Below are 22,628 nucleotides of genomic sequence, written 5' to 3' on the forward strand. Positions count from 1 at the left end.
GGGGCCGCCCCCCCGCGGGGGGGGGCCCCCGACGCCGGCGTGCCCCGGGGGGGGGGTGGGGGGGCCGGGCCCCCCCCGCCCCCGCCCCCCCCCCCCACGACCGGTTACGCCAGCTCGGCGAGCGTGGCGGTCAGCAACCGGTAGAAGCGCCCCACCGAGTCGATATGGACCCGTTCGTCGGGCGAGTGGGGCGCCTCGATGACCGGGCCGAACGAGATCATGTCCATGCCGGGAATCTTCTTGCCGATGATGCCGCACTCCAGTCCGGCGTGAATCGCCGCGACCTTCGGTTCCTTTCCCAGCTCCCGGGCGTGAACCTGCTTGACGACCTCGAGCACCTCGGACTCCATGTTCGGCTTCCAGCCCGGGTAGGCGGGGCGCACGTCCACGTTCGCGCCGGCGAGCTCTCCGGTCGCGCGAATGCGGCGGCGCAGGGCGTCGAGCTCCGCGTCCACCGATGAGCGCGAGCTGGTGGTGATGACGAGAGAGCCGTTGGCGCCCTTCACCGTGGCGACGTTGTTGCTCGTCTCCACGAGGCCGGGTATGTCGTAGCTCATCGCCTCGACGCCGTGCGGGAGGCTGGAGATGAGCCGCAGCACGGTGGCCGTGGCATCGGCTTCCCAGGCCCGGCTCGCGGCCGCGGCGTCGCCGATGTCCAGGGTCATGCCCGGGTCCGCGGGCCGATACTCCTCCCGGAACGACTCGAACTCGGCTCGCATGGCCGAGGCGATCGAGTCGACGTCCGACGCTGCGGCCACGATGGTCGCGAACGCCTCGCGCGGGATGGCGTTGTGGGCGCTGCCTCCTTCTAGGCGGGCGAGGCGGAACGGCGCGCCGGCGTGGGCCGCCCAGAGGGCGCGGGCCAGCAGGCAGACCGCGTTGCCGCGCTGCAGGTGGATCTCGCAGCCGGAGTGGCCGCCCTTCAGCCCGCGCAGCGCCACCGTCAACGCCCGGTCGCCGCCGCCGGTGCCGGCCGCCGTCACGCCGAGGGAGAGCCGCATGTCGCCGCCGCCCGCGCAGCCGACGTACAGGATGCCCTCCTCCTCGGAGTCGAGGTTGATCAGCCGGCGTCCGGACAGCAGGCTCGCGTCGAGCTGCGCGGCGCCGGTGAGCCCCGTCTCCTCGTCGATCGTGAACAGCAGTTCCAGCGGTCCGTGTGCGAGGTCGGTGGAATCCATCACGGCGAGCATGGCCGCGACGCCGATCCCGTTGTCGGAGCCGAGCGTGGTGCCGGTGGCGTAGAGATGCGCCCCCTCCCGCCGCGGGACGATGGCGTCGGTCCCGAAGTCGAAGGCCACGTCGGCGTTCTTCTCCTGCACCATGTCGAGGTGCGACTGCAGGATGGTGACCGGCGCTCCTTCATGCCCCGCGGTAGCCGCCTTGCGCACCACCACGTTGCCGGCGTCGTCGACCACATGGTCGCATCCGGCGGCCCCTGCCGCCGCGATGACGTGCCGCCGCATCCGCTCCTCGTCCTTGGAGGCGCGCGGAATGGTCAGGATGGTGTCGAAGTGGCTCCACACCGGCTTCGGTTCGAGCGCTGAAACGAACGTCATGGCATGTCTCCGCAATCTGCGCCCGGCGGGCCGGTTCGGGTCCGCAGGCGCGCTTCACTTCACTCCGCAGGGTGGCGTGCCCCACGGCCCGACGAGCGGCAGGATGCTCAATCCTGCATGGTATCATCCGGGGCCATCGTGGAGACGCCGCTCACGCCGCTGGAGTTTCAGCGCCGCGCCCGCAGCCTGTACGGGGATCGCGAGGCGGTGATCGATGGATCGCACCGGTTCACCTACGCCGAGTTCTTCGCGCGTTGCGACCGTTGGTCCGCGGCCCTGCAGAAGCTGGGCGTCCGCAAGGGCGACCGGGTCGCCTATGTCGCGCCGAACACACACGCGCAGCTCGAGTCGTTCTACGCCGTGCCGCAGATCGGCGCCGTGCTGGTGCCCATCAACTTCCGGCTGACGCCCGACGAGATCGCCTACATCATCGGCCACAGCGGCGCGAAGGTGGTGTGCGCACACGCGGACTACCTGGATGCGGTCGACAGCGTCCGCGCGGACTGCCCGGGGGGCGAGCATCTGGTAGCGCTGGAGGGCGCGCGCGCCGGATGGCTCGACTACGAGGCGCTGCTCGGTGCCGAGGAGCCGGTCTTCGAGGCGGCCGAGGTGGACGAGAGCGACCTGCTGACCATCAACTACACGAGCGGCACGACGTCGCGCCCCAAGGGCGTGATGATCACGCACCGGAACGCCTGGGCGAACGTGGTCGGCACCCTCGTCCACTGGCCCATGAGCTGCGGGACGCGGTATCTGTGGACGCTGCCGATGTTCCACGCCAACGGCTGGACCTTCACCTGGGTCGTGACCGCGGTCGGCGGGGCGCACGTCTGCCTGCGGGCGGTGGATCCGGCGCTGGCGTTCCGGCTGATGCGCGACGAGTCGGTCACGCACATGTGCGCGGCCCCGACCGTGTTGATCATGCTGGCGAACGCGCCCGCCGACGCCCGGGGCGAGGTCCGGGGCGGCGTCAACGTGATGACCGCCGGGGCGCCCCCGGCGGCAGCGACCATCCAGCGGCTCGAGGGCGAGTTCGGGTGGGAGCTGATCCACGTCTACGGACTGACCGAGACCGCGCCGTTCATCACCGTCTGCGAGCCCCGTCCGGAGCACCGTGATCTCCCGGCCGACGAGCGGGCCACCGTCAAGGCGCGGCAGGGGGTCGAGCTGATCACGTCCGGCGAGCTGCGCGTCGTCGACGACGACGGCAACGAGGTTCCGCGGGACGCGCAGACCCTCGGCGAGATCGTGGTGCGCGGCAACGTGGTCACCGCCGGCTACTACAACGATCCGGAGGCGACGGCGAAGGCGATGCGCGGCGGCTGGTTCCACAGCGGCGACGCCGCGGTGGTCCATCCGGACGGCTACGTGGAGATCCGCGATCGCTTCAAGGACGTCATCATCAGCGGCGGCGAGAACATCTCCTCGGTCGAGGTCGAGGGCGTGATGATGCGCCACCCGGCCATCTGCGAGATCGCCGTCGTCGGCGTGCCCGACGAGCGCTGGGGCGAGACGCCGCATGCCTTCGTGGTCCTGAACGACGGGGCGTCGGCCGCCGCCGAGGAGCTCGCCGCCTACGCGCGAGACAACATGGCGCACTTCAAGGCGCCGCGCCGTTTCACGTTCGTCGACCAGTTGCCCAAGACCGCGACCGGCAAGATCCAGAAGTACGTGCTGCGGCAGGGCCGGACGGCGATCGGCAGGCAGTAGCACCGAAAGGCGCTACCGAGTCCGCGCCATTCTGCGCCGGAGAACGGCACCATACCGACTGTCTGCTTCGCGACCATCGAAGGAATGCGAACGTGGCCCTCCAACATGCCGCATGACGCAGGCGTGCGACTACTGGTCGGATTGGAGCAGCATCCCGGGCGGAGTGCTGACGGCCCGGGTCGCCGGCGCAAGACAGGCGGCGGCGGCTACACCGAGGATGAACAGCGCCGCTCCCGCGAGCACGGTCCAGTCGTACGGCGCCACTTCGTAGAGGAGCCCCGCCATCGCCCGGCCGGCCGCCACGGCGGCGCCCAGACCAACGATCGCTCCGCCGATGACGGGGCGCATCCCATGTTCGAGCGCCATCCCGAACACGCGCCGGGTGGTGGCGCCGAGCGCCAGACGGACCGCGATTTCGGTGCGCCGCCGCTCGACGGCGGCCGCCACCACGCCGTAGACGCCGAGTCCGACGAGCAGCAGTCCCGCCAGCGCGAAGCCTACGGTCAGAACGACCTGGAAACGGCGCCCGGCGACGGCGTCCGATAGCACCTGGCCCATCGTGCGGACGTTGTGGACTGGCAATGCGGGGTCGACGGACTTCACTGCCTCGACGACTGCCGTGACCACGGCGAGCGGATCGGTCTCGGTACGCACCACGACCGTAGCTCGTCTCCGGGGCGCGTCCCAGTACGGGAGGTAGGCAACGGGCCCGGCGTCGGTCTCCAGGTCGACCACACGCGCATCCGCGACCACGCCGACGACTTCGAGCGCCTCACCGTCTCCGCGCTGGACGAGCCGCCCGATCGGGTCCTCGACGGACCACAGCGTCCGCGCCGCGTGCTGGCTGATCACGACGGGCCGGCGCGTTCGGTCGTCCTCGGTGAACATGCGGCCGCGAGTGACGGCGATGCCCATCGCTCGCAGATAGTCCGGGTTCACGATTCGATAGCTTCCGAGCGGCCGCTCCTCGAGCGGGCGCGTGTCGTCCATCCGGGCCAGGAAGTCGACGAATGCGTGCCCCTCCATCGGGAGGCGTTGCACGAGTCCGACCGCGCGCGCCGCGGGTATGTTCTCGAGCCGGCGCAGGACCTCGGCGTAGACGGCTGCCACGTCGTCGGCGTCCGGGTATCGAAGGCGCGAGAGTTGCACGTCGGCGGCGACGATGCGATCGACGTCGAATCCACGGTCGATCTGCATCACGCGTACGAAGCTGACGAGCAAGAGTCCGGTCACGACCAGCAGACCCGCACCGAAGGCCGCCTGGAGTCCGATGAGCAGGCCCGACACCGCCCCGCATCGCTGGGAGACGGCGTCGCGCACGGTCAGCGTTTCCAGCGGAGCGACGCGGCCCGCGTGCCATGCGGGTGCGAGCGCGCACAGCACGCCGCAGGCGAGCGTCACGCCGAACGACGTGGCTAGCACCGCGCCGTCGACGGTCACCTCGTCGAGCCGCGGCAGGTCGACCGGCGCCGCCGTGACCAGGGCGCGGAGCGCGCCGTGAGCAATCAGCACGCCGCCGAGTCCGCCGGCCAGGGCGAGCAGCAGACTCTCGCGCAATGCGCGCAGCACGGCGTCGCGCGGCGGCGCGCCCAGCGCTCCCCGGAGGGCCAGGTCGCGGCGGCGTTCCAGCCAGCGCGCGCCCAACAGGTTCGACACGTTCGCGCACGCCACCAACAGCACCGCGACGACGGCGGCCAGCAGGAGCCAGAGCGGGCCGCGCGCAGCACTGACGACCTGATCCGCCAGCGGTTGCATTCTTACCCGCGGGTGGATCGAAGCCGTCTCGTATACGCCGTCCAGAATGCCCTTCAGTTCGACCGTTGCCTGCGTCGCGGTCACGTCCGGCGGCAGGCGCAGGAACACCAGATAATCGAACTCGCCCGGTGATCGGAGCTGGGCCTCCGACCAGATGAGCGGTTCGAAGAACTCCGGCCGGCCCGGCAAACCCTCGATGGGCGCCAGTTCCCCGAACCGTGGAAATCGGAACGAGGCCGGCAGGACGCCAACGACCTCGATAGACCGATCGTCGAGGGTGATCCTGCGGCCGAGCACGGCCGGATCGCCGCCGTAACGGCGCTGCCACAAACCGTGGGTCAGCACCGCGACGCGGGCGTTGCCGGCTTCGCCGTCGCCGGTGCGGAACACGCGGCCGAGCAGCGGCTCGATCCCCAACAACTCGAAGAATCCGGGCGAGACGCGCGCCCCGCTGAGCGGCTCGGGAGCGCCGGCCCCGGTGACGACCGCATCGGTGGGCTGCAACCCTGCCAACTCCCGGCAGGTCGCCTCGCACGCGTGCTGCCACGCGTCGATCGATCGTGCATTGACCGAGAATACCGGGAACCGGTCCGCGAACTCGGGGATGACGAGCTGCACCATCATCAGCCGGTCGGGCTGCCGGTAGGGAAGCGGCGAGAGCAGGATGCCGTCGACGAACGAGTAGACCGCGGTCGTGGCGCCGATGCCGAGGCCCAGCGTCGCCACCGTCACCGCCGTGAAGAGCGGTTTGCGCCGCAGCGACCGCATGGCCAGTCCGATGTCCCGAATCGCGTCCGCCAGTGGCCGCACGCCGCGTGCGTCCCGCACCGCCTCCCGGATCGCGGCCACCCCGCCGAGCCGCAGGTGCGCCCGGCGGCGCGCCTCGCGGGCGTCCATGCCGGCGGCGCGGTTCTTCTCCGTCTCCATCTCCAGGTGGAAACGAAGCTCCTGTTCCGTCTCGGCGTCCTCGCGTCCCCCGCGCACGAGGCTCCGGAGTCGTCGCAGCGATTCGGTGAGCATGCCTCTCACTCGGCCCAGTTCAGCACGCCGTTGACGGCGCCGGCGGTACGCTCCCACTGCGCGCGTTCGGCATCGAGCTGCCGGCGGCCGAGCGGGGTGAGCCCGTAGTAGCGCGCTCGGCGGTTGTTCTCGGTCACGCGCCAGGCCGAGTCGATCCAGCCCCTGCGCTTCATCCGCTGCAGGGCGGGGTACAGCGTGCCCTGCTGAATCGCGAACACGTCGCCCGACATCTGCTCGATCCGCTGGGCCAAGCCCCAGCCGTGCATCGGCTCGATGGCCAGGGCGCGCAGCACCAGCAGGTCGAGCGTGCCCTGGAGTACGTCGGTTCGGTCGGGCGGCACGGAAGCTCCTTTTGTGATTCTGGAGGATTCTGTCGCATCTTCTTCAGAATGTCAATAGAAGCTGGCAGGGAGCTTCCCGGGCGAGTTTTCGAACGGATCGGTGAAGCGCTGCGGCGTACGACGCTGCCCGTGCGAGCCCATCGTCGTCAGCCTCGGACGGCGCGAATCGAGGTGGGTGCGACAGCAACTCGCAGCCACGGAATTCGGCGGGGTTCGCTCCGGATCATGCTGGCGCCGGCGCCAGGACCGCGAGCACCAGCAACCGTCCGGTGCCGGTGTTGCGGATCCCGTGCGGCGCGCCCTCCGGGGCAATGAGCAGGGCGCCGGCCCGCATCGGCGCCTCCCGGCCCTCGAGCAGGAACAGTCCCTCGCCTTCGAGGACGTGGTAGACCTTGTCCATCCCGGCGTGGGCGTGGAGCTTGTGCTCCTGGCCGGGCTCGAATGCGTTGAGGCCCACCATCACCCGGTCGGATCGGAAGAGGGTCGCCTTTCCCATCTTGTCGGATCTGTAGACGGCGTGGTCGCGTGGGTCGATGGGCATGGGATGCTGCATGGTCGGTCCGCCTCCGCTACTGGCAAGCGAGAGTGTATCGCGGCGGGCGGCGGGTCGTGCAGTGCGCGTGTCATGATGTAGCCGGCTCGAAAGGAGACACGTCCTGCGCCACACGAAGATCGTCGCCACCCTCGGACCGGCTTCGGCATCCGAAGCCACGGTGGACGCCCTGCTCGCGGCCGGCGTCGACGTGTTCCGCATCAACTCCTCCCACGGCACGCGCGACGACCGGCGGCGCATGGTGGACCTGGTGCGCCGCCGCGCCGCGCAGGCGGGCCGCATCGTCGGCGTCCTGCAGGATCTCGCCGGTCCGAAGATTCGCATCGGGCAACTGGCCGATCCCGACGGCGTGCAGCTCGAGGCGGGCGCGCGCCTGCGGATCGCGGTCGGCGATTTCCCGGGGGATGCCGAGCGTGTGTCCACCACCTGCGAGCCGCTCGCGGCCGCGGTGCGGGGCGGCGAGACGCTGCTGATCGACGACGGGCAGATTCTGCTGCGGGCAGTCTCCAGCGACGGGACGGAGATCGTGGCCGAGGTGGAGCACGGCGGACTGCTCACGTCCCGCAAGGGCATCAACGCGCCGGGCGTCGAGCTGCCCCTGTCGGCCGTCACCGACGTCGACATGGACGAGATCGAGGCCGGCGTGGCGATGGGCGTCGACTTCCTCGGGGTCAGCTTCGTCCAGAGCGCGGACGATCTGCGGAAGGCCCGCGCGATGACCTGGGCGCACGGCGGGGACGGTGTCGGCCTGGTGGCGAAGATCGAGAGGCCTCAGGCCATCGAGCGGTTCGACGACATCCTCGCCGTCTCCGACGCGGTGATGGTGGCGCGCGGCGACCTCGGGTTGGAGATCCCGCTCGAGCGCGTGCCGCGCGTCCAGAAGAGCCTGACCCGGCGGGCGCGGGACGCCGGGGTGCCGGTCATCGTGGCCACCCAGGTCTTCGAGACCATGCGGCACGCGCCGCGGCCCACGCGGGCGGAGGTGAGCGATGCTGCCAACGCCGTGGACGACGGGGTGGACGCCATCATGCTCGCCGGGGAGACGGCGGCCGGCGAGTACCCGGTGCTCGTCGTGCAGACCCTCGACGCCGTGTTGCGCGACGCGGAATCGATGCAGCCGGACCGGGTGATCCCGGGCGCCATCGGCGACCGGCACGACCGTGCGCTGTGCGATGCGGCGGTGACGCTGGCCGCCGCGGCGGGCGCCACGTCCATCGTGGCGGTCACCGGGAGCGGCGCGACGGCGCGACTGCTCGCCGCCCTGCGACCGTCGATTCCGATACACGGGGTGACTGCCGACGACGCCGTGGCCCGCCAACTGGCGCTGCATCGGAGCGTGTCGCCGCTGGTGGCGGCGGCCGACCGCCTCGTGCAGGGAGAGTTGAAGCCGGAGCTGGTGCGCCGTGGGATCGTCAAGGCCGGCGACGCGGTGGTGATCGCGCGCGTGCATTCGGACCTGGAGGTCGAGGATGCGAACTTCGTCGAGCTGCAGCGATTCTGAGAAGCTGGATCGGGGCCGGCGGTGAATCCGCTCGCGGTGTTCCGAGGCGGGCCCCGATCGGGTCTTGAATCCCGGCGGCGGACGGGGCAAACTGATACGTGCCATACGTGCATGCCGAGCCTGTACCGCTGAGTGGGAAGTAGATGAAGGCCCGAGCCGCCGTCACCGTTGGATTCTGCGTTGTGCTGGCAATGGCCGGCGCCCCGCTCGGGGCGACGCCCGCGGAACCCGGCCCGGCCGCCGTGCCGGCGTCGGCCGCGGCCCGCGCGGCAGGCGCCGGGCAGGGATCGGCGGCGGGCGTCGCGCAGACCGCGCGGGCCGACGCCGAGGCGAACCGGGTCGTCCAGGGCACCTGCAGGACGTGCCACAACGACCGCACGTTGCGCGGCAACCTGTCCCTGGAGCGATTCGACGTCCGGGACGCGGTCGAGCACGCCGATATCGCCGAGCGGATGGTCCGCAAGCTGCGGGCCGGCATGATGCCGCCGCCCGGGCCCCGGCGGCCGGACGCCGCGGCGTTGCTGAATCTGGCCGAGACCCTGGAGCGCCGCCTCGACGCCGCCGCCGCGCTGGCCCCGGATCCGGGCAGCCGGCCCTTCCAGCGCCTCAACCGCGCGGAGTACGCGCAGGCCATCCGCGATCTGCTGGACCTGGAGGTCGACGCCGGCGACTGGCTGCCGCTGGATCCGGTGAGCGCCAACTTCGACAACATCGCCGACGCGCAGACCCTGTCGGCCACGCTGCTCGAGGCGTACCTGAACGCGGCGAGCGCCATCAGCCGGCTCGCGGTCGGCGAGCGCAGCGGCCGGGCCGTCGATCACACCTACACGAACTCGGAGTACGTGTCGCAGCACCCCTGGGACCACGTCGAGGGAGCGCCCTACGGGACGCGCGGCGGCCTGGTGGTCGATCACGTGTTCCCGGCCGACGCCGAGTACATCTTCGGGCTGACGTTCACCTCCGGCGCCAACACGCGCGTCGAGGACGTCGACGTTTCGATCGACGGCGAGCGGGTGGCGCTGCTGCACTACAACACCGACCGGCAGGTCGACGCGGACGGCCGGGGCGGCGTCAGCACCGCGACCCCGCCGATATTCGTGCGGGCCGGGACGCACCGGTTGGCGGCGGCGTTCATCCGGCGGCACGACGGGCCCTACGAGGATTTGATCCGCCCCCACGACTGGTCCTTCGCCGGGGGCGGCTCGGGCGGGGCGGGCATCACGACGCTGCCGCACGTGCGCGACGTCATCGTCAGCGGCCCCTACAACGCGACCGGACTGTCCGACACGCCGAGCCGGCGGCGCATCTTCTCCTGCCGCCCGACCGCGCCCGACGAGGCGGTCCCTTGTGCGCGGCGCATCCTCGCCCGGCTGGGCCGCGAGGCCTATCGGCGGAGCCTGACCGACGGCGAGGTGGACGACCTGCTCGGCTTCTTCGACGCAGGCGCGGCGGCCGGTGGTTTCGAGGCCGGCGTGCGGACGGGACTCGAGGCGTTGCTGGCGAGCCCCCACTTCGTGCTGCGCCTCGAGCGCGAGCCGGTGGATGCGCCGGAGCGGGGCTATCGCCTGGCCGATGTCGATCTGGCGTCCCGGCTCTCGTTCTTCCTGTGGGGGACCCCGCCGGATGACGAGTTGCAGGCGCTTGCCGACGAGGGGTTTCTGACGCCGGACGAGCTGGACCGGCAGGCGCTGCGCATGCTCGCCGACCCGCGCTCGGCGGCGCTCGGCCGCCGGTTCGCCGCGCAGTGGTTCCGGCTGCAGGACATGGACAAGGTTCGGCCCGACCCGAACTTCTTCCCGAACTACGACGAGAACCTCGCGCGGGCGATGCGCCGCGAGACGGAGCTGTTCTTCGCCAACCTGGTGCGGGAGAACCGGAGCCTCCTCGATCTCTACCGGGCGGACTACACGTTCGCCGACGAGCGCCTCGCGCGCCATTACGGCATCCCCGGCGTGGCGGGGCGCCGCTTCCGGCGGGTCGCGTATCCCGACGACACGCGCCGCGGGATCCTGGGCCACGGCAGCATGCTCGTCCTCACGTCGCTCGCCAACCGCACCTCGCCGGTGTTGCGGGGCAAGTGGGTGATGGAGGTCCTGCTGGGCACGCCGCCGCCGCCGCCACCGCCCGACATTCCGGCGCTGGAGGACACCGCGGAAGTTCTGGACGGGCGGCGCCTGACGACCCGCGAGCGGATGGAGGCGCACCGGTCGAACCCGAGCTGCAGCTCGTGTCACCGGCTCATCGACCCCATCGGTCTGGCCCTCGACAACTTCGACGTCACCGCGAGGTGGCGCCTGCGCGAGAACGGGGTTCCGCTCGACACGCGCGGCGACTACTATGACGGCACGCCGGTGACGTCGCCGAGCGAGCTGGTCGACGCGCTGCTGGCGCGGCCCCTCCCGCTCGTGCGCACGTTCACGGAGAATCTGCTGGCCTTCGCCACCGGCCGGCGGGTCGAGCACTTCGATCAGCCGACCGTCCGCGCCATCACGCGGGCGGCCGAGGCGGACGACCACCGGATGGCGTCGTTCATCATGGGCGTTGTGAGAAGCGACGCGTTCCAGCGCAAGCGGGGCGACTGAGCGCCGGCAGTCTGCGCGGCAGCAACCGTGCACGCGGACGACGCTGAACTGGGTACGGGCAGAGGAGAGACCATGTCGTTCATTACCGGAAAGCACCTGCCTCGCCGGACGTTCCTGCGCGGAATGGGGGCCACCGTGGCGCTGCCGTTCCTCGATGCGATGGCCCCGGCGGGCCGGCTCGGCCGCGCCGTCGCGGCGGCCACCGCGGACGTCACGCGCCTGGTCTGCATCGAGGAGGTTCACGGCCTGCCCGGCTGCAACGAGTGGGGGGCGGGCCGGCACCTGTTCGCGCCCGCCACGGTGGGAGCCGACTTCGAGCTGCTCGACGACAACGCGCTGAAGTCGCTGGAGCCGTTCCGCGACCGCCTCACCATCGTCAGCAACACCGACGTGCGCATGGCCGAGGCGTTCAGCCCGCCGGAGATCGGCGGCGACCACTTCCGGTCGTCCGCGGTCTTCCTGACCCAGTCGCATCCGAAGCAGACGCAGGGCTCGGACCTGTGGGTCGGCACGTCGCTCGACCAGCTCTACGCCCGCCGCTTCGGCCAGTCGACGCCGATGCCGTCGATGCAGTTGTGCATCGAGAACCTCGACCAGGCCGGCGGCTGCACCTACAACTACTCCTGCGCCTACACGGATTCCATAAGCTGGTCGTCGCCGAGCGAGCCGCTGCCGATGATCCGCGACCCGCGCGTGGCTTTCGAGATGCTGTTCGGCGCGGGGGGCACGCCCGAGGAGCGGGCCGAGCGGCGGGCGACGCGGCGCAGCATACTGGACTGGATCCTCAACGACGTGGCCGAGGTCCGCAAGGAGCTCGGCACGGTGGACCGGCGCCGGATGGACCGCTACCTCGACGATGTTCGCGAGGTCGAGCGCCGCATCCAGATGGTCGAGGGACGCAATGACGGCGGCGAGACCCGGGAGCTGCCCGATGCGCCGCGCGGCGTGCCCGACTCGTTCACCGAGCACATGCAGCTCATGTTCGATCTCCAGGTGCTGGCCATGGAGACGGACATGACACGGGTGATCTCGTTCAAGACCGGCCGCGACGCGCAGAACCGCGTGTTCCCCGAGAGCGGCACCAACCGCCCGTTCCATCCCTCCTCGCACCATGGGAACAACGAAGAGCGGATCATGGTCTTCAACCAGATCTGCCAGTACCGCGTCGGCCAGCTCCCGTACTTCCTCGAGAAGATGCGGGACACCATGGAGGGGGACGCGTCGCTGCTCGACAAGACGGCGATCATCTGGGGCTCGCCGATGGCCGACGCCAACATCCACAACCACCGGCGCTGCCCGCTGATCCTGCTCGGCGGAGCCAACGGCCACCTGACCGGCAACCTGCACCTGAAGGCGGCGGACGGGACGCCGATGGCGAACGCCATGCTCACGCTGATGCAGTCGCTGGGGTTGGAGATGGATCGGTTCGGCGACAGCAGCGGAACGTTCGCGCTGCATGCGCCGGTCGCCGCGGACGCCATCTGAGGGCATCCAGGGGTACGCGCCGGGAAGGTGCCGACGCAGGCGGCGTTGCCGCGTGAGCCGATGGAAGGGGAGAAACGGTGGACGTGACACCGACTTCGAGTCGAGCGGGCGTCGCGGGCGTCGCGCCGCTGCTGGTGACTGCAGTGGTGTGGGCACTTGGCATCGCAGTCTCGGCCGCACCCACCGCCACGCCGGTAGCCGACGCCGCGCGCTCGGGCGACCTCGCGGCGGTGCGGTCGTTGCTGGCCAGCGGCGAGGATGCCAACGCCGCCCACGGCGACGGCATGTCGGCCCTGCACTGGGCCGCCGATCGGGGTGATGCGGCGATGGCCGAGGCGCTGATGCACGCCGGCGCCACCGTGGACGCGGTGACCCGCATCGGTCTGTACACGCCGCTGCACGTGGCGAGCACCGCGGGCCATGCCGAGGTGGCCGAGCTGCTGCTGGTGGCCGGGGCGGATGCGAGCGCCTCGACGAGCACCAGCGGCGTGACCCCGGTGCATCTTGCGGCCGCCGCGGGCAACGTCGCCGCGCTCACCGCCCTGCTCGACCACGGGGCCGACGTCGACGCCCGGGAGGCGGCGTGGGGCCAGACCCCGCTCATGTTCGCCGCGGCCCGCGACCGCGTCGACGCCATCCGCACGTTGCTTGCGCGTGGCGCCGCTCCCGACGTCACCTCCAGGACGGTCGACCTCGTCGCGGACCGGCGTCTCGCCGGGGAGGCCCAGCGGCGGCAGCGGAGCGTGATGGAGGCGTTCGAGGCGGGAGACGTCCAGGCGACGCCGAGCCAGATTCAGGCCGCCGTATTGGCCGGGCGCGAGCGTTACCTGAACGGGGACGTGCCGGAGGCCGAGGAAGACCCCGACGCGCGGCCGCCCGCCATCGAGACCCAGGGCGGCCTGACGGCGCTGCTGCACGCGGTGCGGCAGGGGTACGGGAGTGCGGCGACGGCGCTGTTGGACGGCGGGGCCGATGTCGACCGGGTATCGGCGGGCGACGGGACCAGCCCGCTGCTGATGGCGGCGATCAACGCACAGTTCGACTTGGCCCTGATGCTCATCGAGCGGGGCGCCGATCCCAACCAGGCGTCCAATCTCAACGGGGTGACGCCTCTGTGGGCGACGGTCAACGCGGAATGGCAGCCGCGGACCCGGTTTCCGCAGCCGCAGCAGCACGGCTTCCAGCAGGCGACCTACCTGGACGTCATGCTGGCGCTGCTCGACGCGGGCGCCGACCCGAACGCCCGGCTGACGCGCCATCCCTGGTACATGGTCTACAGCGGGTGCGGCAACCGGAACTGCGGCCTCGTGGACACCGAAGGCTCCACTGCCTTCTGGCGGGCCGCCTACGCGACCGATCTGCCGGCGATGCGCCTGCTCGTGGAAAACGGCGCGGACCCGCACATCCCGACGAAGGCGCCGCCGCCGCGCCGCGCCCGGGGCGGCACCACCGCGCAGAACGAAGACGGCCCCGATCCGTTCGCATCGCTGCCGGCCGCGCCCGGCCTGTGGGTGGCCACCGACCTGACGACGATGGGGCCCGATCCGTCCGGGCTGCCGCCGTACAAGGCGGGCGACCCGGGCGTTTATCCGCTCCACGCCGCTTCCGGAGTGGGCTACGGCGAGGGCTTCGCCGGCAACGCCCACCGGCATGCACCGGACGCCTGGCTGGCGACGGTCGAGTACCTGGTCGAACTGGGCGCCGACGTCAACCAGCGGGACCACAACGGCTACAACGCCATCCACCATGCCGCGGCGCGCGGCGACGACGAGCTCATCCTCTATCTGGTCGAGCAGGGGGGCGACGTCATCGCGGTCAGCCGCCGCGGCCAGACCACGGCCGACATGGCCAACGGCCCGGTGCAGCGGGTGTCTCCGATACCGGAGACCGTGGCGTTGCTGGAGAGCCTCGGCTCGAAGAACAACCACAACTGCGTGTCGTGCTGAGGTCGCCCATGTACGGCGGGCGACGGAGTCGAAGTCGTGTCGTTCCGCGGCACGAGTGGGATGCCCGGTGGTCGGATCCGGAATAGTCGCGGATCCGACTACATCCCCCACACGGCGATTCTTCCCTGCGGCGTCGGCCGCGTCCTGCGGTCCGGCATTCGTGTGATACTTGGCGACATGCGGCGAGGACCGATTCGAGCGAGAGCGTGGGGACACCGGGTGGTTCCGGCGGTCCTGCTGGCCGGCGTCATCTCCGGACCGGTTGCGGGGCAGGAGACGCCGCCCTGGATCGAGATGACCATCGTCGGGGTCGATCCCGGCCGCGTGGACGAGTTCCTGGCCGCGCAGCGCGAGCTTTCGGCACTCGATCGGGACGCCGGCGTGCCCTGGCGCAACGTCAGCCGCACCGCCGTCTTCGGCGACACCTACCGGTTCATCGTCATGAGCCCGCTCGACAACTTCGCGCGCTTCGACCGCGCAGGCGACGCCGATCCCGCGCGCGCCGCCATCATCAGCCGCATCCGGCGCGCCATCACCAGCCGCGCCACCTACGCGTTGCGCACCACGCCGGGAATCGACAACCCGCTCCCGGACGACGCGGCGCCGTCGCTGACGATCGTCCAGGTGGTTTCGGTCGCCGCCGGCCGCGAGCAGGACTACCTGCGCGTGATGGCGGAGGACGTGCTGCCGCACTTCGAGGAAGCGGAGATGCACCACACCTCCGGCGCCCTCACCTTCGGCGGCGAGAGCGGCTACGTCCACTTCTTCCACGTCGACAGCTTCGCCGCGCTCGACCAGGGGTCGCCGCTGGCCCGCGCCCTCGGTGCGCAGGGAGCCCAGGAGGTCATGGGTAAGCTCTCGGGAGTCGTGCGCCGGACCGAGCAGTGGATCGTGCGGTACCTGCCCGACGCGAGCCTTCGGCCGGAGGTCGAGGCGGAAGACCAGCCCTGAGCGGACACGTGATCGACCGCGCGGCGTCCGATTCGCGCGGTCGCGGTGCGGGCCGCGGGCCGGAGCCGGCCGTGGCCGAGCAAGAAAACAGGAGAACGGATCGATGAAGCTGGAGTTCGGGACGAAGCGACTCGACGCACAGCCCATTCTGGGCATTCGGTCGACGACCGGAATGGACAAGCTGGCGCAGACGATGGGCCCCCTGTTCGGAGAGGTGCACGGGTACATCCTGCAGAACGGGCAGAAGCCGGCAGGGATGCCCCTCGCGATCTACCACTCGATGGAGGGCGGCACCGTCGACGTCGAGTGCGCGATTCCCGTTGCCGTGCCGCTGGCCGGCACGGACCGCATCAAGGCGTGCGAGCTTCCCGCCGGAAACGCGGCCACCGTGACCCACAGGGGGCCGTACGACAGTCTTGGTCAAACCTGGAGCGCACTGACGGAGTGGATGAAGTCGCAAGGCCTCGAGGCCGCGGGAGCACCCTGGGAGGTCTACGCCACCGACCCCGGCGCGGAGCCGGACCAGTCGAAGTGGCGTACCGATATCTTCTTTCCGGTGCGCTGAGGACGTCGATGCGCCCCGGCGTCGATTCGTTGCCCGCGGGAGCGGTCGCCGCCGCGCTTCGACGAGGATTGGTCCGTCAACCCGACAGTCTGCACCGCGAGCCGGAGTCGGCCGTCGAGGCCAGCACGCGCAGTCCATAGGCGGCCCGCATGCGCCGAACGGCGTTCGCGCGGAGACGGCGGCTGCCGCCGTTCGACGCGGCCGCCTCCGGCGAGACGCAGCGCGCCCGCAGCCCGCAACGGACGAAGCGGACCAGGCCGGATGCGCCCAGCAGGTGCGCGCCGGATACGAGGGCCGCCTGGTCGAGGACGACGCCGCCGACCGTCCTGCCGATCAGGTCCTTCACGCATGGCGCCACCTGCAGCCAGTTGTTCGTCGTATAGCGCAGCATGGCCGCACGCTGCGCGCGGCGGTTTCTCTGGAACTCGTCGTCCGAGTCGACGCCCCAGGCGTTGTCCAGCCAGTCGCCGGAGGCGTTCTTGAACCCGACGTCCCGCAGCGCCGCGTGGGTCATCTGGTAGCAGCCGATGGCCGAGCCGCCGGGTGGTCTGGCGAGGCAATCGCCGCCGGTCTCGACCTCCTCCAGCATGGCGAGATACAGGGGGAAGTCGGCGCCGCCGGCCGGTGCGGCCGCTGCCGGGGCCGGGTGGGCCTCGGGCGCCGCGTCGACCGCGGGCGCCGACGGCGAGGGAAACGGCCGCGGCACGGGTGCGCCCATCCGGGCCGGCCCGCACGCGGCCAGGGCGATGGAAATCGCCATCGGGATAGCGGTCGGAGCCGCGCGCGCTGCGCGCGCCATCATCGGGCGAAGCGCCGAGCGCGGCCGCCGACCGGGAAGGTTGCCTTTCCGCGGTTGGAACATCACGCCTTGTATCGACCGCTGCGCGTGACCGGTGCAGTCGCGTTGCTCTTCCGAGGAGCCTGCGTTCACGACCGCAGGTACGACGCCCCGTTGACGTCGATGATCGTGCCGGTCGTGAACTCCGCTCCCTCGGATGCCAGGAACGCCGCCGCGTAGGCCACCTCGTCCGGCGTCGCCACCCGCCCGAGCGGGCTCTGCCCGCGGATGTCGTCCCCCTCGGAGCCGTCCAGGCGCCAGGCCACCCGATCGGTGGTGACGAACCCGGGCGCGACCGCCCCGACGAAGATGCCGTGCGGAGCCAGCGCGAGCGCGAGCGACTGGCTCATCGCGTTCATGCCCGCCTTGCTGGCGCCGTAGGCGGGGGCGTCGGGCTCGCCGCGGAACGCGCCGCGGGAGGAGACGTTGACGATACGGCCGCCGCCCTGCCGGATCATGTGCCGGGCGGCGCACCAGGAGGCGTTGGCCGCGCCGAGGAGGTTCGTCTCCAGCGTGCGCCGCCAACTCGCCTGCCAGTGCTCGTAGGAGCAGTCGGCCGGCGGGTGCGCCTCGTAGATCCCCGCGTTGTTCACCAGCACGTCGATGCGGCCCAGACCGTCGACGACCGCATCGACCATCCGCTCGACGGCGCCGGCGTCGGCGATATCGGCCTGTACGATCACATGCGGTCCCCCGGGCAGCGCCGCAAGCGTCGCTTCGGCCGCCGCCCGGCCCTGACGGCAGTGGACGCCCACCCGCGCGCCGCGTCCGGCGAACTGCCGGGCGACGGCGCGCCCGATGCCGCGAGATGCCCCGGTCACCAGCACGGTCTTGCCGCTGAAGTCCATGTCTCGACTGCCTCCGTTCGTGCGCCCGCGCCGCCGGGTCGCGGGGTGATGCCGCCGACGCGGTGCCGGGGTGCGGTTCGGGCAGGGAAGCGTGAGGCTTCGCCGCCCCCGGGTCCGGCCGGGGGGCTTCTCCGCCGCGCCGCGGGCTGACACCGCCGCCGCGCGCGTGTAGTATGCAATCCCTGCCCGGCCGATCCGAAGCCGGCTTCGGGATCGCACGCCCATGACCACACACGTTTCGCAGGCTGTCACGCTCCACACCGTCTCGGCGGCGGACCGGCTCGAGGCCCTTCCAATCGAGTTGCCCGACTACGACCGGGAGCGGTTCGACGACGTCGCGTTCATGACTGCCATGAGCCTGTGCCTGATGGGCAACTACGCCCAGACCGGGCACTTCGGCGGCCCGTTGGCCTACACGCCCTACAACGTGGCCTGCCACCTGGCCGGCCCGGCCCTGGGCGGGCTGCGCTACGACCTGCGTGAGCCGAAGTTCGCCTACGCCGACAAGTTCATGCTGGCCGGGGGACACTGCATCCCGACCTGCTACGCCCTGTGGATCATCCTGTACGAGGCGTTGCGGCGGCAGCGCGAGGCGACGGGCGACGACCGCTTCGCCTGCGATCCGCAGGTGGCGATGTTGCCGATCGACGCGCTGGGTTTCCGGCGGGGGGCCGGCGCGCTGTCGACGCTGCTGGCCGACAACGGCTTGGCCGATGATCCCCTGTTCGCGGATGCCAGGGGCCGCGGGATCCGCGCGCTGTCGGGGCATGCGGAGTCCACCGACGCGACGAACGACGTCAACGGCGGTCCTTCAGGCATCGGCATCGCGACGGCGGCCGGGAAGGCGCTGTTCTGGGACTACGTCGGGGCGCCGCCGGGGATGAAGGTGGTCGCGCTCGAAGGGGAGTTCGCGCTGACCGAGGGGCATGCGCAGGAACTGAAGAACATCGCCCTGGCTCAGCAGGTCGGCAAGCGTCTGCGGGTGCTCGTCTCCCAGAACAACGCGGGGATCGACGACAGCCTGATCGGCGGCGTGGTCAAGCCGCGCTACAGGGACTACGACATCGCGCAGCAGTGGGTGTCGTGGGGCTGGAACGTCTTCACGGTCGAGAACGGGAACGACTTCGATCAGGTCCTCGCCGCGCTCAAGGCGATGGAGGAGTGGCCGGCCGACGACCGCCGGCCGATGGTCCTGGTCGGCCCGACGGTCAAGGGCTGGTGGCCGGCGGTCCGCGACGGGCGGATCAACGGGCGCGAGCAGATCGTCGGCTACCCGTCCCACCCCTACGCGTTCAAGATGAACAGCGACTACTTCGTCGGGCTGGCCGAGACGTTCGAGCACGCCTACGAGGTGCGTTTCGAGGGCATTCGCGACGGGGTGCCGGCGACCGAGGCGGAACGCCTGATCGAGTTCAAGACCAACGTCGACGCGGTGATGTCGGTGATGGAGCGCCGGCCGGGGCTGCGCGCCTGGATCGCCGAGCGGCTGCTCGACATCGCGGGGACGGTCGACCGGTCGCTGTCGCTGGGCATCGACCCGGCCGCGAACCCGTTTCTCGACGAGCGCCTCGAGGTGGAGAACCTGCCGACCGAGCCGCTGGACGTGGCGGCGCGCAATCCGCACACCGGCGAGGACGTCGAGCGACGGATTTCCCTGTTCCTCGAGCCGGGCGAGAAGAAGGGGCCGCGGCGGGCGGTCAGCGAGATCGGCGCCTGGTTGAACTACGTCACCGGCGGGCGCTTCATGACGATGGCGGCCGATCTGTCCGGTTCGATCAACGTCGAGAAGGCCAACCTGTTCGGCCATTACGACCCGGTCGACAACCCGTTCGGCACGCGCCTCAAGGCGGCCATACAGGAAGCCGGCAACGCGTCGACCATCATCGGGCTGGTCAGCCAGAACGCGTCGACCGATCCCGAGGGCTACGCCGGGGTCTGGGGGATCTCGGGCACCTACGGCGCGTTCACGCCGCTGATGTACACCCCCGCCCGGGTTTTCTCGCAGATGAACCAGGACAGCCCGTTCCAGCTCGGGGTCCTGCACGTGCTGGCCGGCCACTCGGGCCCGGAGACCGCCGCCGACGCGCGCACCCACTTCGGGATCTTCGCACCGCAGGTGTGGACGCTGCTGCCGCGCGGGCAGGTCGTCAACCTCTACTTCTGGGACTACAACGACGTGGCTCCCGGCTACTTCGCGGCGGTCCAGCGGGCGCTGGCGGTCAAGGAGATCGGCATCATCGTCATCCACGTCGCGCGGCCGGACTTCGAGGTGACGGATCGATCGACCTTCGCCGACAGCGACTTGAGAGCCGCGGCGAAGGGCCTCTACCTGATCCGCGACCACGACCCCGGCGCGCCGCCGATGGGCACGGTCTTCGTGCAGGGATCCAGCTCGACGAAGAACCTGGTCAACGTCGTTCCGCGCCTGGAGGCCGAGGGCCTCAACGTGCGCATCGTGTCCGTCATCAGCACGGAGTTGTTTGCCGTCCAGCCGACGGCGTACCGGGAGAAGCTGCTGCCCGACGCGTCGCGCTACGACTGCATGGTGGTCAGCACGATGACCAAGCGGGTGCCGCCGATCCCGAATCTCGGCGCCTTGACGGAGGAGTACTCGCTCTACGCCGACTTCGACGACCGCTGGCGGAGCGGGGGTACCGAGCCGGACGTCATCGCCGAGGCGCAGCTCGACGAGGAGTCGATCTTCCGGGGCATCGCCCGCTTCGCACGCGAGCGCGCCTCCCGCCTGGAACGCCAGCGGCGCGCGCTCGGGGCGCTCTGAACGGCGTGGTCGTGGTCGCAGAGAACAGGAGTCGCAGATGAAAGCCCGTTCCGCATCGACGCGCGTCCCTTCGGCCGTGGTCGTCGTTCTGTCACTGGCGTCCGGCGCGGCGCCGGCCCACGCGCAGCCCGAGAGCGACTTCACGCCGGTCACCGACGCCATGCTGCAGCAGCCGGCCGACGGCGACTGGCTGACGTGGCGGCGCACGACCGACGGGTGGGGCTACAGCCCGCTCGATCAGATCGATCGCGACAACGTGGGCGACCTGCGCATGGTCTGGACGCGGGGGCTCACCGCGGGGTTCCAGTCGGGCACGCCGCTCGCCTACCGCGGGGTGCTCTACATGCCCAACCCCAACGACGTCATCCAGGCCATCGACGCGGTGACCGGCGACCTGATCTGGGAGCATCGGCGCGACGTGCCGGACGACGTTCGCGAATACCTGCTGGGCAACCTCACGACCAACAATCGCAACATCGCCATCTACGACCGGCTCATCATCGACACGAGCGTCGACACCCACGTCTTCGCCCTAGACGCCGAGACCGGCGAGATGGTGTGGGAGACGCAGGTCCTCGACTACCGCGAGCATGCGGCGATGCAGGGCGCGGGACCGATCATCGCGGACGGGAAGGCCGTCTCGGGCCGGAGCTGCCTGCCGCGGGGCGGGCCCGAGGCGTGCGTGGTCGTCGCGCACGACGCGTTGACGGGGGCCGAGGTGTGGCGGCGGCGGCTCATTCCGGGGCCGGGCGAGCCGGGGGACGAGAGCTGGGGCAGCGTGCCGTTCGAGGAGCGCTCGCACGTCGGCGCGTGGATGGTCCCCAGCTACGACCCGGCGCTGGACCTCATCTACGTGGGGACCTCGGTCACCTCGCCGGCCCCCAAGTTCATGCTCGGCGGGGTCGACCTCCAGCACCTCTACCACAATTCGACGCTGGCGCTGGACGCCGGCACGGGCGAAATCCGCTGGTACTACCAGCACCTGAACGACCACTGGGACCTCGACCATCCCTTCGAGCGCATCCTCGTCGACACCGCGGTGGCCCCCGACCCCTCGCAGGTGAGCTGGATCAACCCGCGGCTGCAGGCGGGCGAGACGCGCCGGGTCGTCACCGGCATCCCCGGCAAGACCGGGGTCGTCTACACCCTCGACCGGGCCACGGGCGAGTTCCTGTGGGCGACGCCGACGGTGGCCCAGAACGTCATCAGCGGCATCGACGGGGCGTCCGGCGCGGTGACCGAGAACGCCGAGGTCACCTTCACCGCGGTCGGGCAGCAGGTCTTCGCGTGCCCGACCTGGAACGGCGGCAAGGACTGGGAGGCCGGCGCCTACAGCCCGCTGACCAACACGATGTACATGCCCCTGCGGAACACCTGCGCGCGCATGATGGCGACGCGCGTCTTCCCCGAGGACGCGCCGCCGGCCGAGCGCAACGAAAGCCGCTCGGAGCTGTACGCCATCGCCTACCGCCACCAGCTCGCGCCGGGCAACGAGAACGCGGGCACGGTGCGGGCGATCTCTGCCGAGACCGGGGCCACGCTGTGGCTCCACGAGCAGCGCGCGGCGACGATGTCGCTCGTGGCCACGGGCGGCGGGCTCGTCTTCGGCGGCGACGTCAACGGCCGGTTCCGGGCCTTCGACCAGGAGACGGGCGAGATCCTGTGGGAGATCAACCTGGGGTCGGCCGTGACGGGGTTCCCGATCACCTATGCGGTCGACGGGCGCCAGTTCGTTGCGGTGAGCACCGGCTCGGGGGGGACGTCGTCGCACTTCACGGGGCTGACGCCGGAGCTGCGGCCGAGCGCGGGGAACAACCTGTTCGTATTCGCCCTGCCGGCTCCCTGAAACCGGCACGCCGCTTGTTCGCCAAGGGTGCTACGATGGCGGTGCTCGAGCGCGCACCCCGCGCGCCGTCGCCGTCCCCGTGGGGTGGAAGGCGACCATGGGCACCGGGCAGATGGAACAGCGGCTCGAAAACGTCGAACGCCGGGTCGATCGGATCGAGCAGATTCTGCCGACTCTCGCGACCCGCGAGGATCTGAAGAGGGCGATTGCGCCGCTGGCGACGAAGGCGGATCTGCGGGAGTTCGAGCAGCGCCTGCGCACCCACTTCGACGTGGTCACCGAGGGCCTGCGGGGCGACATACGGCTGGTCGCCGAGGCCGTGGCCGCGCTCTCGGAACGGGTGCGCTAGCTG

The 22,628-nt window shown here is 71.0% G+C and carries 16 protein-coding genes and 1 pseudogene; 10 read left to right on the top strand and 7 right to left on the bottom strand.

Going from position 1 to position 22,628, the window contains the following annotated elements:
• Together F4X11_00215 and F4X11_00220 are read right to left on the bottom strand one after the other, a co-directional pair.
• Positions 1-92 (bottom strand): annotated as a pseudogene (locus F4X11_00215) (transporter).
• 12 nt (positions 93-104) lie between these two features.
• Positions 105-1,556, bottom strand: a complete 1,452-nt coding sequence (locus tag F4X11_00220; GenBank protein ID MYN63450.1) for an aminoacyl-histidine dipeptidase — start codon at positions 1,554-1,556, stop codon at positions 105-107.
• 138 nt (positions 1,557-1,694) lie between these two features.
• Between F4X11_00220 and F4X11_00225 the strand changes: the two genes are divergently transcribed.
• Positions 1,695-3,266 carry a long-chain-fatty-acid--CoA ligase gene (locus F4X11_00225; GenBank protein ID MYN63451.1) on the top strand — a complete coding sequence of 524 codons (1,572 nt, stop codon included), beginning with the start codon at positions 1,695-1,697 and terminating at the stop codon, positions 3,264-3,266.
• 129 nt (positions 3,267-3,395) lie between these two features.
• Here F4X11_00225 and F4X11_00230 read toward each other — a convergent pair whose 3' ends face one another.
• From F4X11_00230 to F4X11_00240, 3 genes are all read right to left on the bottom strand, one after another.
• Complete coding sequence (locus F4X11_00230) at positions 3,396-6,041, bottom strand: FtsX-like permease family protein (protein ID MYN63452.1); 2,646 nt, start codon at positions 6,039-6,041, stop codon at positions 3,396-3,398.
• Positions 6,042-6,046: 5 nt separating this feature from the next.
• Complete coding sequence (locus tag F4X11_00235) at positions 6,047-6,382, bottom strand: PadR family transcriptional regulator (GenBank protein ID MYN63453.1); 336 nt, start codon at positions 6,380-6,382, stop codon at positions 6,047-6,049.
• Positions 6,383-6,605: 223 nt separating this feature from the next.
• Positions 6,606-7,136: a cupin domain-containing protein gene (locus tag F4X11_00240; protein MYN63454.1), complete on the bottom strand. Its 531-nt coding sequence runs from the start codon at positions 7,134-7,136 to the stop codon at positions 6,606-6,608.
• On the opposite strand from F4X11_00240, the gene pyk reads away from it, so the two are divergent.
• The 6 genes from pyk (at position 7,039) to F4X11_00270 (ending at position 15,965) form a co-directional block, all read left to right on the top strand.
• Positions 7,039-8,436 carry a pyruvate kinase gene (pyk, locus tag F4X11_00245; protein ID MYN63455.1) on the top strand — a complete coding sequence of 466 codons (1,398 nt, stop codon included), beginning with the start codon at positions 7,039-7,041 and terminating at the stop codon, positions 8,434-8,436. The genes F4X11_00240 and pyk overlap by 98 nt on opposite strands.
• Before the next feature lie 143 nt (positions 8,437-8,579).
• Complete coding sequence (locus F4X11_00250; GenBank protein ID MYN63456.1) at positions 8,580-11,018, top strand: DUF1592 domain-containing protein; 2,439 nt, start codon at positions 8,580-8,582, stop codon at positions 11,016-11,018.
• A gap of 72 nt (positions 11,019-11,090) precedes the next feature.
• Entirely contained in the window at positions 11,091-12,503 is a 1,413-nt protein-coding gene (locus tag F4X11_00255; protein ID MYN63457.1) for a DUF1552 domain-containing protein, read from the top strand.
• A gap of 77 nt (positions 12,504-12,580) precedes the next feature.
• Complete coding sequence (locus F4X11_00260; protein MYN63458.1) at positions 12,581-14,449, top strand: hypothetical protein; 1,869 nt, start codon at positions 12,581-12,583, stop codon at positions 14,447-14,449.
• 177 nt (positions 14,450-14,626) lie between these two features.
• Positions 14,627-15,400, top strand: a complete 774-nt coding sequence (locus F4X11_00265; protein ID MYN63459.1) for a hypothetical protein — start codon at positions 14,627-14,629, stop codon at positions 15,398-15,400.
• Between the two features lie 103 nt (positions 15,401-15,503).
• On the top strand, positions 15,504-15,965 hold the full coding sequence (locus F4X11_00270) for a GyrI-like domain-containing protein (protein ID MYN63460.1): 462 nt from the start codon (positions 15,504-15,506) through the stop codon (positions 15,963-15,965).
• A gap of 76 nt (positions 15,966-16,041) precedes the next feature.
• On the opposite strand, the gene F4X11_00275 is transcribed toward F4X11_00270, so the two are convergent.
• Positions 16,042-16,725 carry a hypothetical protein gene (locus tag F4X11_00275; GenBank protein ID MYN63461.1) on the bottom strand — a complete coding sequence of 228 codons (684 nt, stop codon included), beginning with the start codon at positions 16,723-16,725 and terminating at the stop codon, positions 16,042-16,044.
• Between the two features lie 167 nt (positions 16,726-16,892).
• Positions 16,893-17,651 (bottom strand): SDR family oxidoreductase, encoded by a 759-nt coding sequence (locus F4X11_00280; GenBank protein ID MYN63462.1) that lies wholly within the window; start codon positions 17,649-17,651, stop codon positions 16,893-16,895.
• A gap of 223 nt (positions 17,652-17,874) precedes the next feature.
• Here F4X11_00280 and F4X11_00285 point away from each other — a divergent pair, with 223 nt between their 5' ends.
• The 3 genes from F4X11_00285 to F4X11_00295 all read left to right on the top strand — a co-directional run bounded on the left by F4X11_00285 (position 17,875) and on the right by F4X11_00295 (position 22,625).
• The gene (locus F4X11_00285; protein ID MYN63463.1) at positions 17,875-20,430 is read left to right on the top strand and encodes a hypothetical protein; all 2,556 of its coding nucleotides are present in this window, start codon (positions 17,875-17,877) and stop codon (positions 20,428-20,430) included.
• Positions 20,431-20,467: 37 nt separating this feature from the next.
• Positions 20,468-22,276: a PQQ-binding-like beta-propeller repeat protein gene (locus tag F4X11_00290; GenBank protein ID MYN63464.1), complete on the top strand. Its 1,809-nt coding sequence runs from the start codon at positions 20,468-20,470 to the stop codon at positions 22,274-22,276.
• 97 nt (positions 22,277-22,373) lie between these two features.
• Entirely contained in the window at positions 22,374-22,625 is a 252-nt protein-coding gene (locus F4X11_00295; GenBank protein ID MYN63465.1) for a hypothetical protein, read from the top strand.
• Positions 22,626-22,628: the final 3 nt, after the last annotated feature.

Source organism: Acidobacteriota bacterium (genome assembly GCA_009861545.1).
Taxonomy (GTDB): domain Bacteria; phylum Acidobacteriota; class Vicinamibacteria; order Vicinamibacterales; family UBA8438; genus WTFV01.

Coding starts and splice junctions, on each gene's coding strand:
- F4X11_00220 (MYN63450.1), bottom strand. CDS start 1,556: ATGACGTTCGTTTCAGCGCTCGAACCGAAGCCGGTGTGGAGCCACTTC.
- F4X11_00230 (MYN63452.1), bottom strand. CDS start 6,041: ATGCTCACCGAATCGCTGCGACGACTCCGGAGCCTCGTGCGCGGGGGA.
- F4X11_00240 (MYN63454.1), bottom strand. CDS start 7,136: ATGCGGAACACGTCGACGCCGGCCGCGAGCAGGGCGTCCACCGTGGCT.
- F4X11_00250 (MYN63456.1), top strand. CDS start 8,580: ATGAAGGCCCGAGCCGCCGTCACCGTTGGATTCTGCGTTGTGCTGGCA.
- F4X11_00255 (MYN63457.1), top strand. CDS start 11,091: ATGTCGTTCATTACCGGAAAGCACCTGCCTCGCCGGACGTTCCTGCGC.
- F4X11_00265 (MYN63459.1), top strand. CDS start 14,627: ATGCGGCGAGGACCGATTCGAGCGAGAGCGTGGGGACACCGGGTGGTT.
- F4X11_00270 (MYN63460.1), top strand. CDS start 15,504: ATGAAGCTGGAGTTCGGGACGAAGCGACTCGACGCACAGCCCATTCTG.
- F4X11_00275 (MYN63461.1), bottom strand. CDS start 16,725: ATGGCGATTTCCATCGCCCTGGCCGCGTGCGGGCCGGCCCGGATGGGC.
- F4X11_00280 (MYN63462.1), bottom strand. CDS start 17,651: ATGGACTTCAGCGGCAAGACCGTGCTGGTGACCGGGGCATCTCGCGGC.
- F4X11_00285 (MYN63463.1), top strand. CDS start 17,875: ATGACCACACACGTTTCGCAGGCTGTCACGCTCCACACCGTCTCGGCG.
- F4X11_00290 (MYN63464.1), top strand. CDS start 20,468: ATGAAAGCCCGTTCCGCATCGACGCGCGTCCCTTCGGCCGTGGTCGTC.
- F4X11_00295 (MYN63465.1), top strand. CDS start 22,374: ATGGGCACCGGGCAGATGGAACAGCGGCTCGAAAACGTCGAACGCCGG.